Source organism: Nonomuraea sp. C10 (assembly GCF_008017515.1).
GTDB lineage: Bacteria > Actinomycetota > Actinomycetes > Streptosporangiales > Streptosporangiaceae > Nonomuraea > Nonomuraea ferruginea.
This window is the reverse complement of the sequence record NZ_VPFF01000001.1, coordinates 3,230,993-3,246,149: the sequence shown is the minus strand read 5'-3', so window position 1 is coordinate 3,246,149 and position 15,157 is coordinate 3,230,993. Positions and strand designations below refer to the sequence as shown.

Genomic DNA, 15,157 nt, shown 5'->3' with positions numbered 1-15,157 from the left:
ATAACAACCGTTTGTCAAGAGCGGGATTCCTCGCGGCGACATTTCCGCAGGAATCGCTGTTCGGCTTCTCCATTGGATTTCGTTCGGGTAAATGTCAATTGGTGGACGGGACAGAGAGCAGTGCCCGGGAGCCGCTCGTACGGGTGAAAGGCCTTCACTGGGAGGCCGACGGCCGGCCGCGCGGCCTGACGCCCGACCCGCTGGCCGTGCGGTCCGGGCAGACGGCGGTGCTCGTCGCGCACGACGCCGAGGAGGCCGACCTGGTCGCCGACTTCCTGCTCGGCCTGTCCTGGGGCCACGACGGCGTGATCACCATCGGCGGCGAGCAGGTCACGCAGGCGACGTGGGAGCGCGAGATCGGGCTGGTGCCCGCCGGCGCGGGGCTGCTCCCCCACCTGACCGTCGAGAAGAACCTCGTGCTCACCTCCTTCGACGAGCGGGCCAGCGCCCGGGTCCAGGGCCGGGTCGCGTACATGGCCAGGCGGACGCAGATCGAGGGGTTCCTGCACGCCCGGCCGCACGAGCTGGCGCACGACGAGCGGCTGGCCGTCGCGCTGACCCGGGTGCTGTGCCGGCACCGTCCGGTCAAGGTGGTGGTGATCGAGGACCGTACCGGGTTCGGGCCGTGCCACGCGGCGGTGAGCGCCGCGCTGAGCGCCGACCCGGGGCTGGCGGTGCTGGTGATCACCGACGACCGCACCCGCGTGGCGAGCCTCGCGCCTCCCACGCTGTTCTGGGATGTCACCGACTGGGACGTGACCGACGAGGAGGTGGCGGGTGCTCAGCCGTAGACGGTTCCTCGCGGCGATCCCCGCCGCCGGGCTGGCCGCCGGGTGCGCCGGGACCAGGCCGCTGCGGGTCGCGGTGGTGTGGAGCGGCGACGAGTTACGCCGGTTCCTCACCGTGGCGCGCGACTACCCGCACCGGACGGTCACCGTCTACTCGGCGGGCGACAACATCGCCGCCCTGCTGCGCGGGCCATCGACGGAGGTCGCGCCGGACGTGGCCGTCATCCCCCGGCTCGGCATGCTGTACGAGCCGGGGATCCGGGCCGGGATCAGGCCCTTGGAGGACCCGCCGCCCCAGCCGGAGTTCTGGCGGCGGCTGGTGTCGCCGGTGCCCGGCCGGGTGCTCGGCGCCTGGTTCAAGATCGCTCACAAGTCGCTGGTGTGGCACCGCGACGACCACGGTCTCCCGCTTCCCGAGACGCTCGACGCGTGGACGCGGCCCCGGGGCACGCTGTCGATCGGCGCGGCCGACGGGTGGATGCTCAGCGACTGGTTCGAGAACGTGCTGCTGGCCCGCAGCCTCGGCACGTACCCCGGGCTCGGCTCACAGGCGGAGCTGTGGGGGTCCGCCGAGGTGGCGGAGGCGCTGGAGCTGCTGGCGGCCGTCTGGCAGGCGGGCATGACCGCGGAGCAGGGCCGCCGGGCGCTGACCCTGCAGTTCCACGACTCGATCCTGGACGTGTTCACCTACCGCACCGCCGATCTGGTGGCCGCGCCCGACTTCGCCTGGCCCGTCATCGCCCGCTACGGCGCGGCGGGCGTGACGGCCGCGCACTTCCGCTTCCCCGCCGCCTCGGCCGCCGCCGGGCCGCCGCTGGTGGTGGGCGGGGACATGGCGCTCGCGCTGAACGCGGGCGACCCGGACGCGGCCGCGTTCGTCACCTGGCTGACGGGCCCCGACCGGCCCGCTCCGCTGGAGGCGTGGGCCGGCGAGGGCGGGTTCCTGGCTCCGCACATCCCGCCGGAGGTGTCCCCGCCGGGGCTCCGGGGACCCGCGAGCGAGCTCGTCCAGGCGCGGAACGCGCGGTACGACCTGTCCGACCGGCTGACCGGCCCGCTCGCCGGGGGCGACGGGCGGGGGCTGTGGCTGATACTCACCGACCTGTTCACCGCGGCGACCGTGACGCGGGAGCGTCCGGCGGCGGCCGCCGCCGCGGCGGCCGCCCGGCTGGTGGCGACGGCCCGCAAGGGGGCGGCGTGAGCGAGGACGCGTTCCTGTACGAGGTGGCGCCGCACCACGACACCCGGGGCCCGGCGGCCCAGCACGGGATCGGCCGCTGGCGGGCGGCCCGCTACCTGCTCCTGGCGGTCCTGCTCGCGGCGGGGGTGCTGCTCGCGCCGCTGGCCGCCACGGTGCTGATCAGCCTGTCGGACGGGCTCGGCCACTACCGGGTGCTCGCCGACCCCGACGTGCTGCGGGCGCTCGGCAACTCGCTGGTCTGGCTGGGGCTGGCCGTGCTCGTGTGCGCCGCCGGGTTCGGGCTCGCCTGGCTGGCACGCGACGTCGGCCCACGGCTCGGCGGCGTGCTCCGCGTCGTCCTGGTGCTGCCGGCGGTGGTCTCGCCGCTCACCACCGGCGCGATCTTCCGCCTGCTGTTCGACACCAACCCGCAGCGGGGCGCGGTCAACGCGGTGCTGGCGGCGTTCGGCGCCGACGTGGCCTTCCTCGGGCTCGGCTGGATCTGGCTGGTGCTGGGGCTGGCGTTCTTGTGGCAGTGGTCGGGGGTGGCGTTCCTGGTCTTCCACGAGGCGCTGGCCAGGATGCCGGCGAGCCTGCTGCGGATGGCGCAGGCGTTCGGGCTGGAGCGGCGCCGCCAGATCTGGTCGATCGTGCTGCCGTCGCTGGCCGGGGCGGCGTCGCTGGCGTACCTGCTGGCGGTGGTGGCCGCGGCCCGGGTGTTCGACCTGGTGCTGATGGGGGCGCCGGGCTCGATGCAGCCGTGGGTGGAGCCCGGCGGCCAGTTCTGGTGGCGGCACCACAGCGACCTGGGCACCGGGCCCGCCGCCGCGCTCGCCGTGCTGCTGTCGGTGCTGGTCGGGCTGCTCGCGCTGCCCGCGCTGGCCGGGCTGCGCCGGCAGGTGACCTGGCCGGAACAGCGGGCCGCCCCGCACGGGCGGCGCTCGCGCCGGCGGCTGCTGATGGGGCCGCTGGCGGCGCTCTGGCTGCTGCCGTTCGTCGTGCTCGTGCTCACCTCGCTGCGCGCTCCGGAGACGGCGGCCGTGTCGGGATGGTGGCACATCCAGGCCGACCTCCGCTCGTACGGGGACGCGCTCGCCGACAGCGGGTTCACCGGCGCGCTGCTGACGACGCTGGTGCGCACCGTGGTGGTGGTCGCGCTGGTGCTGCTGGCCGCGGTCCCGGCCGCGTACGTGCTCGCGCAGGAGCACCTGGTGCCCCGCAGGGCCTGGCACCCGGTGCTCCTGGTGGCGGTGGCGCTGGCGGCGCTGCCGCCGCAGGCGTTCGCGGTGCCGCTGCAGGAGTCCCTCAGCCGGCTGGTCGGCTCCACCCTGGCGCTGGTCACCGTGCACGCGGCGCTGGTCATCCCGCTGGCCGTGCTGGTGCTGCACCGGGGGTTCGCGCGGGTGCGGGCGCCGGTGATGGCCCGGCACCGGTGGGCGCTCGTGCACGCGGTGCGCGAGGGGTCTCCGTCGGTGGTGCTGGCCGGGGTGCTGGCGTTCGTGCTGGTGTGGAACGACACGCTGGTCGGGCTGCTGCTCAACTGGCCGGCCGGCGACCATCTGCCGCTGATCCTGCTGGAGCAGAATCGCCACTTCATGAGCACGGCCGGGACGCTGGCGGCCCAGTCGGTGATCGCGACCGCCGTGCCGGTGGCCCTGGTGATCGTCACCAGGCGCCTGCTGTACCGCGGGCTGACGGGCGGGGTGCGCGCATGACCGGGATGTCGCGCAAGGAGCGGCTGCGCTTCTGGCTGGACCGCACCTCCCGGCAGGCGCGGGCGCACCTGCCCGAGCTCGGCCTGTCCGGGCTGGTGACGGCCGGTGAGCTGGTGCTGCTCCTGCAGGACGAGTTACGCGGGAAGGCGATCGACGCCGTGGTGGCGGTGCTCCCCGCGCCGCTGCTCATCCCGCTCGCGATCGTCGCGCCCGTCGTGGCGGGGCTCGGCACGCACCTCACCCGGCGCCTGCGCGCCCGCGAGACGCCGCCGCCGCTGCCCGTCGGCGGGCAGATGTCCTTCCCGGACCGGGTGGAGCCGCTGCTCGGGCGGGGGGACAAGGTGCGCGAGGTGGTGGACCGGTCGCATGACAGCGGCGTCGTGGTGGTGCAGGGCGGGACCGGCACGGGCACGTCCACGCTGGCCGTGCACGCCGCCTGGGAGCTGGCCCCGGAGGAGAGCCGGCAGCGGTACGTGGACGTGCGTGGCCCCGACCGGGACCGGCCGGAGACCGAGCTGAGCGTGGCCCAGCGGGTGCTGCGCGCGCTCGGCAGCCAGCCCGGCCTGATCCAGGAGCCGCACGACGCCGCGCCGCTGATCAAGGAGGCGCTCTCCGGCAGGGACCGGGTGCTGCTGCTCGACAACGTGAGCACCTGGAGCCAGGTCGCGTGGCTGCCGCCCCGGGTGCCGGACGCGCACATCGTGATCGCGGGCGAGCTGGCCGGAGAGCTGCCCCAGCACATCAAACCGGTCCAGGTGGGCCCGCTCTCTGCGGAGGACGGGGAGGCGCTGCTGGCCGCGCAGGTCCGCGACGACCGGGTGACCGGCGACCCCCTGGCGCTGCGGTCACTGGTGGAGGCGTGCGTGCGCAGCCCCGCCGAGATCGTCAAGCTCGGCCGGTGGCTCGCGCGGAACCCGGGCGTGACGCTCGCCGCCCTGGTCGACGACCTGAGCCGGCTGCCGGTGGACGAGAGGCTGGGGTTCGTGCTCCAGCGCAGCATGCAGGGGGTGGGCCCCGCCGCCAAGCGGCTGTTCGTGCTGCTGGCTGGCCTGCCGGTGGCCGAGGTCGACCATCGGGCGGCGGCGGCCCTGCTCGGCGTGCCGTCCGCGGACGACGCCATCGCCGAGCTGGCCGGGCGCGGCCTGGTGGAGAACGTGCGCATGACGCGCGTCCGGGTGATCGGCGCGTTCCACGACAGCGGCTCGGCCGACGACGCGGCCTGGCGGCGGCTGGTCGAGCACTTCGCCGCCCAGGCCGAGGCGTACGCCTCCCTGCTGCCCGACGATCCGGGCGCGGGCGCCTGGTTCGCCGCCGAGGACCGGGTGCTGCTGCAGGTGCTGGCCCGCGAGCAGCCCGTACGCAAGACCGCACGCGCGCTCGGCCGCATCGGCGCGGCGCTGGAGGCCTGGTTCGCGCTGGAGCAGCGGCACGAGGACCGGCTGCGGGCCGCCGCCCTGCTCGCCTGGGCGGCGTGGGAGCTGGGCGACGAGCGCGTACGGGCGGCGGCCGAGCTGCGTCAGGCGAAGGCGCTGATCACGCTCGGCAATCCGGAGAAGGCGCGCCAGCACTTCAACCGGGCCGCGGCGGCGTGGGGTGCGGTGGAGGCGTGGCCGCCCGAGCTGCACCTGACGCACGCGACGATCCTGCTCGCCTCCGGCGACGAGTTCACCGCCGTGGAGTCCGCCCTGGTCCGGTACGGCCAGGCGCTCGCCCACGGTGACACGGCCGGCCACGCGATCAGGCTGGTCAACGTGGCCGCGCTGCTCATGCGCCGCGCCCAGCCGCTGGACGGCGGTGAGGCGCGGCGCCTGTACGCGGACGCGCGGGCCGTCCTGTTCGAGGCGCTGCACCAGGCCGAGCAGAGCGCCGACGAGCGCACGCGGGCGCACGCCCACGAGCTGCTGGGGCTCGCCCACTGGCAGCTGGACCACGCTCGGGACGCCATGAAGCACTGGAAGGAGTCCGAGCGGCTGTACGAGCGGACCGCGGACGACATCGGCCGGGCCCGCTGCCGGGTGCAGCGGGCGACCGCCTGTGCGGCGGAAGCGGCCGCCCTCCCGGACCGGGCCGCGGCGCTGGCCGGGGAGGCGGCGCGGCTCAGACGGGAGGCGGCGGCGCACCCGGACCGGGCGGCGCGGCTGGAACGTGAGGCCGTGGCGGTGCTGGAGGAGGCGTCCGCCCTGCCGGCCCACGCGGCCGCGCTGGAACGGGAGGCGGTCGCGCTCCTGCGGGAGGCCGAGCCGCGGCTACCACCGGAAGGCCTCACCACGGCACTCGCCCACCTGCAACTGGCCGCCCTCTGCCGCGCCGAGGCGGCCCAGCACCGCGCGGCGGGCCTGGCGGCGCTCGCGCCCTGGGACGGGATCGCCGAACCCCGGCAGGTGACCGAGATCCGCAACCGCCTCCAACCACCCGAACCCCATCCGCCAGCCCCATCGTGACCCCCTACCGTCGCCGGATATCTGCGGGGACAGGTCGAGCGACCCCCCACCACAGCCACAACCACCTGCAGACACCGGAAACCTGAGAGGACAGACCAAGCCAGCCCCACCACAGCCACAAACACCCGCACACGCCGGAACCTCGCTCGTGCCCCACGACAGCCACAACTGGCACAGGAGATCTGAGGAGGCAGACCGAGCGGGCGGCGTCCGCGAGCACCTGTGAGGGCTCGGCCCAGGCCGGACGCGCCTGATCCTCTGGATCAGCAGGCGCCTGGAGGCGTGGTGGCACTCAGGAGCACGCCTGGTCCTTGTGACAAGCAGGCTCTCCCCGCAGGCGAGGCAGATCGAGCGGGCGACGTCCGCGAGCGCTTGCGGGCGCTCACCCCAGGCCGGACGCGCCTGCCCCTCGCGGCCGGCAGGCGCTTCCGCAGGCGCGGTGATGCTCGGAAACGCGCCTTAGCCTTGAGATCAGCAGGCGCGACTGGAGGCGCGGTCGCGCTCGGGAGCGCGCCTGATCCTCGGGATCAGCAGGCGCGGGTGCGCTCGGGAACGCGTCTGGTCCTCTGGATCAGCAGGCGCGGTCGCGTTCGGGAGCGCGTCTGGTCCTCTGGACCGGCAGGTGCTCCGGGGGCGTGGTCGGCGCTTGGGGGGCGCGGGTGCCGATCTCACGGTCGCGTGCCGCCCGGGTGAGGCGATCGGGAGGTGGTCATGCCGCCGCGGTGGGGTGTGATCGTACGATCGTGCCGGTGATCTGCTGTGGGGCGCGGAGCAGGTTGAGTATCGGGCACACTCGCTCCACCTCGGCGTGCAGCCGGTCCAGTTCCTCGTCGGAGGCGGGCGAGTCGATCAGCACCTCGTAGCGGAAGCCGTACGGGTGGACCGGGACGCCGCTCTCGCCCGGTTGCTGGGCTCTGGGATCGTACGAGGCCCGTACGTCCACTTCCAGGGCGTCCAGAGGCACTTCCAGCTCGGCCGCCTTGATCAGGAAGATGTGTGTGACGCAACTGCCCAGCACGCCCGCCTGCAGCTCCGGTGACCCGGGGCCGAGGTCGTAGCCGGCGAAGTCGGGGCCGCTGTCGCTGAGGATCCGGTGGTCGCGGATGCGGATGCGCCGCACACCGCTCCGGCCCTCGGCCGTGACGTGCGCGTGGAGGGGCACCGGGCCGCCGACCGGGGCGGCGCGGCGGGCCAGCAGGGCGGCGCGCTTCTGGGACAGGTACTCGCGAAGGGTGCTCATGCTCTCGTTTCCGGTTCAGTGCAGGGTGATGGGGCCGAGCGGGGTGGTGAGGACGGCGCGGAGCGCGGGCTCGGGACCTTGTGTGACGTCAAGCGAGGCGCCGACGGCGGCCAGGTCGCGGCGGAGGGCGTCCGGGTCGGGGTGGGAGGCGGTCAGGGATTCCAGCTCCAGCTGTGGCAGCCCGGAGTCCGCCGGGTGCGGGGTGCCGCCCCAGTCGATGAGGAACGGCACCGGCCTGACCGCCGCCGGATCGTCCCGCCTGGTGAGCCGCCACTCCAGCAGGACACCGCCGGGGGTGCGCCGGGACAGCGGCTGGACCTCGCCGGGGTCGTAACCCTTCCCGCGCGCCCTCCGGACGGCCTCGTCGAGGTCGTCCGGCCTGATCGCCCAGGCGGCCAGGCGGGGTTCACGCAGGTTCTCCAGGCCGAACGCGCGCGGCCGGGCGCCCGGCCGGTCCGGGTCGGGGCCGATGATCTCCAGGTAGCGGCCGGAGCCGAGGCCGACGAGGTGGTTGGCCGTGCCGCCGGGATGGCTGCCGCCCGCCACCGGTTCGACGCCGGTCAGCGCGGCGAAGGCGGCGACGCCCTCCTTCAGGTCGGGCACCGCGTAGACGAGGTGGTCGATGGTCACTGGTCCTCCTTGACGGGTTCGCCGAGCGAGAGCATGAGCCTGTTGGCCCAGTTGAAGAACGCGGCGGCGTGGATGACGTCGCTGATGGCCAGGTCGTCGAGGCCGGCCGCGCGCAGCGCCTCGACGTGGGCCGCGCCGAGCTCGCTCGGGGTGGCCGCGACCGCCACCGAGGCGTCGATGATCGCCCGCCATCTGCCGTCCTGCGGCGCTTGCACGCCCTCGTCGAGCAGCCGCCGCACGTCGTCCGGCCGCTTGGCGTAGTGGGCGGCGAACCGAGCGTGCACCGACGCGCAGAACACGCACCCGTTGCGGCGCGACGTGGCGGTGGCCGCCAACTCGCGCTCGGCGCGCGGCAACCCGCCGTCGGTGTTGTGGAAGATGTCGTTGTCGGTGTGCGTCCGCGCCTGCAGCACGTGCGGGTCACGTGCGAGCAGCAGGAAGTACGGCGACGCGGCGCGCGCCCGGTCGACCAGCGCCTCATGGTGCTCGTCGGTCAGCTCCTCCGCGCTCAGCGGCTCCAGCCACGGCGCCCACCCGAGCCGCTCCAGCGTGAAACCGCTCATACCGCCACCTCCGTACGATCGAGCCGCTCCAGCGTCACGACATCCACGCCCGCCACCCCCGCACGATCGACCCGGTTCTTCGTTACGACACTCACGCCGCCACCTCCGTACGGCCGAGCAGCCGCAGCCCGGCCGCTACCCGGATCTGGAAGCTGAGGAAGGCGACGAGCTGCGAGAGTGTCACGATGCCGGTGGTGCTCCAGCCCGCCTTCTCCAGCGCGCCGAGCGCTTCCCGGCTCGCCTCGCGCGGCCGGAACACGAGCAGGTGGGTGTGCTCGAACGCAGCGGTGAGGCGGACACCCAGCGCGCCGGGATTCCGTACGCGGTAGCGGAGTCCCTCGGCGCCGTCGGCAGGCACGGCGGGGTCGATCCCGTACGGTCCGGTGGTGAGTCCGGCCGCGGTCTCGGCCCGTACGGTGTCCGCCAGGCGAGGCGCCAGCTCGGCCAGCCGGTCGGCGTAGAAGCGGACGGCGGGGTCGTCACGGTGCAGCCCGGCCACGAAGGCCGCGACCGCGTCCCGTTCGACGAGCGTGACCTCGGTCTCCGAGCCGGGCGCGAACAGCGCGTCGAAGGAGCGCTGGGCGTGCTCACGGGCGGCGGGCCGCCGACGGCGCAGCCCGTCGAGCGGCGACCCGGGCGCGACCCCGGCCAGATGGTCGATGACGTCGGCGGTCATGTGCGGCTCGCTTCCTGGGCGGGGGTCCAGCCGAGCGCCGGGGCGACCTCGGTCGCGAGGAGCTCGATGGAGCGGAGGATGAGAGGGTGCGGCGGGTCGACCGAGTGGACCTGGAGGACCAGGTCGGTCGCCCGGTCGAGGGTCGGGTCGGCGCGCAGGCTGTCGATGACGTCCTGCGGGGTGCCGACGTGCACGTCGAAGGCGGCGATCCGGGTGTCGAGGCCGCCGTCCGGCAGCTCGAACGGCAGCCTGCCGCGGCCGAGCCCGCGTTCGGCCCAGCGCAGCGCCTCGGCCCTGCTGTCGGCCACGAACGCGGTCCGTGACGCCATGATCCGCGGGACGGCGCCGGGCGGCAGGTTGTCGTGGTACGCGTCGACGATGGGCCGCTGGATCTCCGCGAGGGTCGCCTGCGGCCGGTCGGCGGGCCTGGGCTGGGTGCGCGACAGCATGAGCCCGTGCCCGGCCCGGCCCGCGCGGGCGCCGCCGGCGGCGGAGAACGTCGCCTCCCAGACCGCGCCGGGCAGTCGCGGCGCCGGCGGGTAGAGCCGGTTGCCGCCGCCCAGGTCCGCGCCCGACCAGGCGGCGATGAGCACGGCGAGGTGCTCGGCGTAGAGGGCGGCCCGGTCGGCGCTGTCGTGGCCGAACGGGGCGAACGACGCGGGCGTGCCGCCGCTGCCCACCCCGACCTCGAGCCGGCCGCCGGTCAGCTGGTCGAGCACGGCGGTGTCCTCGGCCACCCGCACCGGGTGTTCGAGCGGCAGCGTGATGATGCCGGTGCCGAGCCGGATGCGGCTAGTAGTGGCGGCCACGTGGCCGAGGAAGACCAGGGGCGCGGGCAGGCCGCCCTCGTCGCCGTCGAAGTGGTGCTGGGCGACCCAGGCGGTGTCGAAGCCGGCGGCCTCGGCGTGCCGGATCTGCTCGGCGGCGAGCCGGTAGCGCTCACCCGGCGGCACGTCGTCGAGCAGCCGGGTGAAGAATCCGAGCCTCATCGCACCGGCTCCGGGATCGCGGCGAGCAGCTCACGGGTGTAGGGGTCGCCGGGCTCGGTGAAGACCTGCCGGGTGGTGCCTGATTCCACGATGCGTCCTTCGCTCATGACGGAGACGGTGTGCGAGATCTGCCGCACGACGGCGAGGTCGTGCGAGATGAACAGGTAGGTCAGCCCCAGGTCCCGCTGGAGCTGTTCGAGCAGGTCGAGGATCTGGGCCTGCACGGTGACGTCGAGGGCGGAGACGGCCTCGTCGAGGACGAGCACGCCAGGCTCGACGGCCAGCGCGCGGGCGATGGCGACCCGCTGGCGCTGGCCGCCCGAGAGTTCCCTGGGCCGGCGCCCGGCCAGGTCGCGCGGCAGCGCCACCCGGTCCAGCAACTCGGCGACCCGGGCAGCGCGGGCCGCGCGGTCGCCGAGCCGGAAGTTGCGCAGCGGCTCGGCGACGATCTCGGCCACGGACTGGCGCGGGTCGAGCGAGCCGTACGGGTTCTGGTGGACGAGCTGCACATGGCGGCGGAACCGGCGGCCCTCGCCGGCTCCGGGGATCGTCACGGTGCCGGAGGTGGGCTCGGTGAAGCGCACCACCATGCGCGCCGTGGTGGTCTTGCCGGAACCGGACTCCCCCACCAGCGCGTGGGTGGTGCCGCGCGGCACCTCGAAGGAGACCCGGTCCACGGCGCGGAACGGCCGCCGGCCGAGCCGGAACTCCTTGACCAGGTCGTGGAGCACGATCGCGGGCTCGCGGGGGGCCGGCTCCGCCTCGCGGTACTCGCGTACGGACAGGGCGGGCGCGTCCCGCAGGAGCTTCGCCGTGTACGCGGCCTCGGGGGCGGCGAGGACGGCGGCCGTGGGACCCTGCTCCTCGATGCGGCCTGCCTTCATCACGACGAGCCGGTCGGAGCGGGAGGCGGCCACGCCGAGGTCGTGCGTCACCAGCAGCACGGCCGTGCCGAACTCGGCGCGCAGGTCGTCGATGAGGTCCAGGATGCGCCGCTGCACGGTGGCGTCCAGCGCGCTGGTCGGCTCGTCGGCGATGACGAGCCTGGGCCGCAGGGCGATCGCGATGGCGATGAGCACCCGCTGGCGCATGCCGCCGGACAGCTCGTGCGGGTACTGGCGGGCCCGCGTCTCGGGGTCGGACAACCCGACGCGGGTGAGCAGCTCGATGACCTGCCGCCGGATCTCCCGCCGGTCGCCCCGTCCGTGGATGCGCATGACCTCGCCGACCTGGGCGCCGATGGTCTTGACGGGGTTCAGCGAGTTGGCCGGGTCCTGCGGCACCAGGCCGATCTGGGCGCCGCGCAGCGCCTCCATCCGCCGCGCGGACCAGGTCGCCAGGTCGGCGTCGCCGAGCAGGATCCGTCCCCGGTCGACGGTGGCGTTGCCGGGCAGCAGGCCGATGACGGCGTGCGCGGTGGTCGACTTGCCGGAGCCCGACTCGCCGACGAGGGCCACGACCTCGCCCGGATCGACGGTGAACGAGATGCCCTCCACCGCGCGCCGCCCGTCGTAGGAGACGGCGAGATCGCGTACGTCGAGCAGGCTCATGGGGTGTCCTTTCCGATCGAGCGGCTGATCCGGCCGGCCGCGAGCACGACGGCGACCACGACGGCGCCCGGCAGCGTGGTCAGCCACCACGACGTCGCCAGGTAGTTGCGTCCTTCCGCGATGAGCAGCCCCCATTCGGGGGTGGGCGGCTCGGCGCCGTAGCCGAGGAAGCCGAGCGTGGAGATGGCGAGGATGGCCAGGCCGAACTGCAGCGCGGCCAGGGCGACGACCGGCCCGAGCGAGTTGGGCAGCACGTGCCGCCAGAGCACGGCCGGGTAGCGTCCGCCGCTGCCGAACGCGGCCTCCACATAGTCGGTGCGGCGCACCCGTACCACCTCGGACCGGGTGAGGCGGGCGAAGGCCGCGACCGATCCGACGCCGACCGCGATGGCCACGTTGACCGTGCCGGGACCCAGCAGGATGATCACCGTGAGCGCCAGGAGCAGGCCCGGGACCGACAGCAGGACGTCGACCAGCCGCATGATGGCGTCGTCGGCCAGCCCGCCGGCCGAGCCGGCCAGCACCCCGAGCAGGGTGCCGAGCAGGAGGCCGACGGCGACGGCGGTGAACGCTCCCGACAGCGAGTGCGCCGAGCCGTGCACCACGCGGGCGAACAGGTCACGGCCCACCGGGTCGGTGCCGAACAGGTGCGGTCCGCCCGGCGGCCGCAGCTTCTCGGCCGGCACGCCCGCGATCGGGTCGTAGCCGGTGAACAGGCCCGGGACGACGGCCCAGAGCAGCGCGACGGCGATCACCAGCCAGGCGGCGGCGAGCCCGAGGCCGACGCGGTTCACGGCGCCGCCTTCAGCCGCGGGTCGAGCACCGGGTAGAGCAGGTCGACGACCAGGTTGACGAGCACGAACACGACGGCGGCGAGCACCACGACGGCGAGCATCACCGGCGTGTCCTGCGCGTTGACGGCCTGCTCGGTGAGCCGGCCGATGCCGTTGCGGCCGAACACCGTCTCGGTGACGACGGAGCCGGCGATGAGCTCGCCGAAGACGAGCCCCGCCATGGTGAGGGCGGGCAGTGTCGCGTTGCGTGCGACGTGCCGCCACAGGATCCACTGCCGCGAGGCGCCCTTGGCCGCCACCACGGGCACGAACGGCTGGGCCCTGACCTGGTCGACGGCGCGGGCCAGGACCTGCGCGATGGGCGCCGAGATGGGCACCGCGAGGGTCAGCACCGGCAGGATGAGCTGCTGGGCCGCGCTGCCGCCGATGACGGGCACCAGGCCCAGCCGGAACGAGAACACCTGGATGAGCAGGATGCCCAGCCAGAACACCGGCACGGACACGAACAGCGACGGCACCGACAGCAGCGCGCCCCTGATCCACGGGGACCTGCTGGAGGCGGCCGCGAAGGCGATGGCGACCGCGATGAGCACCGCCAGCCCGAATCCGGCGGAGGCCAGTTTGGCCGTCTCCGGCAGTGCCTCGGCCAGCCGCTCGGTCACCGGCGTGCCGGTGTCGATCGAGTAGCCGAGGCTGCCGCGCAGGAAGCCGGACAGGGTGTCGAGGTAGGTCGCCAGGGCGGAGGCGCCGCCGTCGTAGTGGGCGCGGATCTCCGCGATCTGCTGCGGCGACAGCCCGAGTTCGGGGTTCTGGAACTTGATCAGGATGGAGTCGCCGGGCAGCATCCGCAGCAGGACGTACGCGGCGGTGAAGGCCGCCCACAGCACGAGGACCGCCTGACCTGCCCTGAACAGGACGTATCTGGTCATCTAGCTTTTCCAGGTCGCGTAGAACCAGGGCCTGGCCACGGCCTCGAAGGCGATCCCGTGCACGTGCGGGGCGCCGCCGTAGACCTGCGGCTCCTCGAACAGGGGGATGGCGTAGGCCTGGTCGATCACGTAACGCTGGATCTCGCCCACCTTGGCGTTGCGCGCGGCGACGTCGGGCTCGGCGGACTGCTCGGCCAGCAGCCGGTCGAGCTTCTCGTCGTCGGACAGGATGGCGTCGCGGTTCTCGCTGTGGAAGTGGCTCTTGATGACGTCCTGGTCGGCGCGGCCCACCATGGAGTGCTGCAGGGGCGTCTTCTCGGCGTCCTTGATGTCGACGGCCTGGGTTCCGGCGTCGGCGGGGCGGATCTCCAGCTTGATCCCGAGCTCGGCCCACTGCTGGCCGATCAGCTCCAGCGTCTGCTTCGACAGCGGCTGCGGGCCGGCGACGAAGACGCCGAGCCGCAGCTTCCTGCCGTCCTTCTCGCGGACGCCGTCGGCGCCGCGGGCCCAGCCGGCCTTGTCGAGCAGCGCGTTGGCCTTGTCCGGGTCGTGGGCGAGCCGCGGCGACAGGTCCACGTAGCCCTGGGCGAGGTGGCTGAGCACCGAGGTGGCGACCGGGTAGCTCGGCGTGAACAGGGTGTCGACGACCTCGCGGGCGTCGGTGCCCGCCAGCAGGGCCTGGCGGACGTCGGGGTCCTTCAGGATGCTGTTGCCCGGCCGCAGGTAGAGGCCGTTGTTGACGCCTCTGGTGGGCTCGGCGTAGATGGTGAAGCCGGCGCTCTTGACGGTCTCCTCGTCGTACGCCTGGACGTATCGCACGAAGTCGGCCTGCCCGGAGGTGAGGGCGCCGACGCGTACGTTGTCCTCCGGCGTCACGATTATCTTGATCTCGTCCAGGTACGCCCGGCCCTGGTGCTCGGAGGAGGGCGGCGCCCAGTCGTAGTCCTCGCGGGCGGCCAGGTGCACCTCCTTGTCGACGACCTGGTGCTTGACGGTGAAGGGGCCGGAGCCGGCGATGTTCTTGAGCTGGCACTGCTCCTCGTACGGCAGCGAGATGGTCTTCTTGGAGACCAGGCCCGCGCCGATGACGGAGGTGCCCTGCAGGAAGCCGGGCGAGGGCTTGGCGAAGTGGAACCGCACGGTCAGCCGGTCGACGACCTCGCTGCGCTCGTAGTTGTTGACGAACTCGGCCACCGGGAGCTTCAGCTTCTCGTCGCCGAGGCCGTACACGTCGAAGTTGGCCGCGACGGCCTCCGCGTCGAGCGGGGTGCCGTCGCTGAACGTCACGCCGTCGCGCAGGTGGAAGGTGTAGGAGGTGGCGTCCTCGCTGACCTCCCACCTGGTGGCGATCCACGGCTCGATCTCGAGGGTTTCCGGGTTCTGCCAGGTGAGCTTGTCGGTGATCTGGTTGAGGATGCCGCCGTTGGGATAGAAGCCCGCGGCCGGCAGGTAGAGGCAGGTCGGCGGCTGGTGCTCCAGGTAGGTGAGGGTGCCGCCGTAGGCCGGCTCGCCCGCCGCCCTGGCCGCCCCGGCGGGGCCCGCACCGCCACAGGCGCCGAGCAGCCCCACGACGGCGAGCATGGCGGCGCCGGCCACGGCTGTGGATCGCAGTCTGGATCGTGACATGGGGAAATCGCCCTTCGAGGGAACGGAACGGGATAG

The 15,157-nt window shown here is 73.9% G+C and carries 13 protein-coding genes; 4 read left to right on the top strand and 9 right to left on the bottom strand.

Annotated features, from left to right (window positions below; translation table 11 throughout):
- Positions 1–101 precede the first annotated feature (101 nt).
- The 4 genes from FR742_RS14800 to FR742_RS14785 are packed head-to-tail and all read left to right on the top strand — an operon-like array spanning position 102 to position 6,124.
- Positions 102–791, top strand: a complete 690-nt coding sequence (locus tag FR742_RS14800) for an ATP-binding cassette domain-containing protein (RefSeq protein ID WP_148031502.1) — start codon at positions 102–104, stop codon at positions 789–791.
- Positions 778–1,989: a hypothetical protein gene (locus tag FR742_RS44540; protein WP_187281152.1), complete on the top strand. Its 1,212-nt coding sequence runs from the start codon at positions 778–780 to the stop codon at positions 1,987–1,989. Before FR742_RS14800 ends, FR742_RS44540 begins: the two co-directional genes overlap by 14 nt.
- Positions 1,986–3,683, top strand: a complete 1,698-nt coding sequence (locus tag FR742_RS14790) for an ABC transporter permease subunit (RefSeq protein ID WP_187281151.1) — start codon at positions 1,986–1,988, stop codon at positions 3,681–3,683. Before FR742_RS44540 ends, FR742_RS14790 begins: the two co-directional genes overlap by 4 nt.
- Complete coding sequence (locus FR742_RS14785) at positions 3,680–6,124, top strand: hypothetical protein (RefSeq protein ID WP_148031499.1); 2,445 nt, start codon at positions 3,680–3,682, stop codon at positions 6,122–6,124. Before FR742_RS14790 ends, FR742_RS14785 begins: the two co-directional genes overlap by 4 nt.
- Before the next feature lie 709 nt (positions 6,125–6,833).
- Here the strand turns inward: FR742_RS14785 and FR742_RS14780 are convergent.
- From FR742_RS14780 to FR742_RS14740, 9 genes are all read right to left on the bottom strand, one after another.
- A complete protein-coding gene (locus FR742_RS14780) occupies positions 6,834–7,364 on the bottom strand; it encodes an OsmC family protein (protein WP_148031498.1) in 531 nt (176 codons plus the stop codon).
- 15 nt (positions 7,365–7,379) lie between these two features.
- Positions 7,380–7,994: a VOC family protein gene (locus FR742_RS14775; RefSeq protein WP_261808533.1), complete on the bottom strand. Its 615-nt coding sequence runs from the start codon at positions 7,992–7,994 to the stop codon at positions 7,380–7,382.
- The gene (locus FR742_RS14770; RefSeq protein ID WP_148031497.1) at positions 7,991–8,557 is read right to left on the bottom strand and encodes an alkylhydroperoxidase domain protein; all 567 of its coding nucleotides are present in this window, start codon (positions 8,555–8,557) and stop codon (positions 7,991–7,993) included. Before FR742_RS14770 ends, FR742_RS14775 begins: the two co-directional genes overlap by 4 nt.
- A 91-nt stretch (positions 8,558–8,648) precedes the next feature.
- Entirely contained in the window at positions 8,649–9,233 is a 585-nt protein-coding gene (locus FR742_RS14765) for a CMD domain protein (RefSeq protein ID WP_148031496.1), read from the bottom strand.
- A complete protein-coding gene (locus FR742_RS14760; protein ID WP_148031495.1) occupies positions 9,230–10,222 on the bottom strand; it encodes a putative FMN-dependent luciferase-like monooxygenase in 993 nt (330 codons plus the stop codon). Before FR742_RS14760 ends, FR742_RS14765 begins: the two co-directional genes overlap by 4 nt.
- Positions 10,219–11,772, bottom strand: coding sequence for an ABC transporter ATP-binding protein (locus tag FR742_RS14755; protein ID WP_148031494.1), 1,554 nt, complete (start codon positions 11,770–11,772; stop codon positions 10,219–10,221). Before FR742_RS14755 ends, FR742_RS14760 begins: the two co-directional genes overlap by 4 nt.
- Positions 11,769–12,566, bottom strand: coding sequence for an ABC transporter permease (locus FR742_RS14750; RefSeq protein ID WP_148031493.1), 798 nt, complete (start codon positions 12,564–12,566; stop codon positions 11,769–11,771). The genes FR742_RS14755 and FR742_RS14750 overlap by 4 nt, the downstream gene beginning before the upstream one ends.
- Positions 12,563–13,495, bottom strand: a complete 933-nt coding sequence (locus tag FR742_RS14745; protein WP_148031492.1) for an ABC transporter permease — start codon at positions 13,493–13,495, stop codon at positions 12,563–12,565. The genes FR742_RS14750 and FR742_RS14745 overlap by 4 nt, the downstream gene beginning before the upstream one ends.
- Positions 13,496–15,121: a TIGR04028 family ABC transporter substrate-binding protein gene (locus FR742_RS14740; RefSeq protein ID WP_148031491.1), complete on the bottom strand. Its 1,626-nt coding sequence runs from the start codon at positions 15,119–15,121 to the stop codon at positions 13,496–13,498. It abuts the gene before it with no gap.
- Positions 15,122–15,157: the final 36 nt, after the last annotated feature.

What these genes read in the sequence shown, in the direction of transcription:
- FR742_RS14745 (WP_148031492.1), bottom strand. Translation starts at nt 13,495, where the DNA reads ATGACCAGATACGTCCTGTTCAGGGCAGGTCAGGCGGTCCTCGTGCTG.
- FR742_RS14770 (WP_148031497.1), bottom strand. Translation starts at nt 8,557, where the DNA reads ATGAGCGGTTTCACGCTGGAGCGGCTCGGGTGGGCGCCGTGGCTGGAG.
- FR742_RS14765 (WP_148031496.1), bottom strand. Translation starts at nt 9,233, where the DNA reads ATGACCGCCGACGTCATCGACCATCTGGCCGGGGTCGCGCCCGGGTCG.
- FR742_RS14740 (WP_148031491.1), bottom strand. Translation starts at nt 15,121, where the DNA reads ATGTCACGATCCAGACTGCGATCCACAGCCGTGGCCGGCGCCGCCATG.
- FR742_RS14785 (WP_148031499.1), top strand. Translation starts at nt 3,680, where the DNA reads ATGACCGGGATGTCGCGCAAGGAGCGGCTGCGCTTCTGGCTGGACCGC.
- FR742_RS14760 (WP_148031495.1), bottom strand. Translation starts at nt 10,222, where the DNA reads ATGAGGCTCGGATTCTTCACCCGGCTGCTCGACGACGTGCCGCCGGGT.
- FR742_RS14780 (WP_148031498.1), bottom strand. Translation starts at nt 7,364, where the DNA reads ATGAGCACCCTTCGCGAGTACCTGTCCCAGAAGCGCGCCGCCCTGCTG.
- FR742_RS14755 (WP_148031494.1), bottom strand. Translation starts at nt 11,772, where the DNA reads ATGAGCCTGCTCGACGTACGCGATCTCGCCGTCTCCTACGACGGGCGG.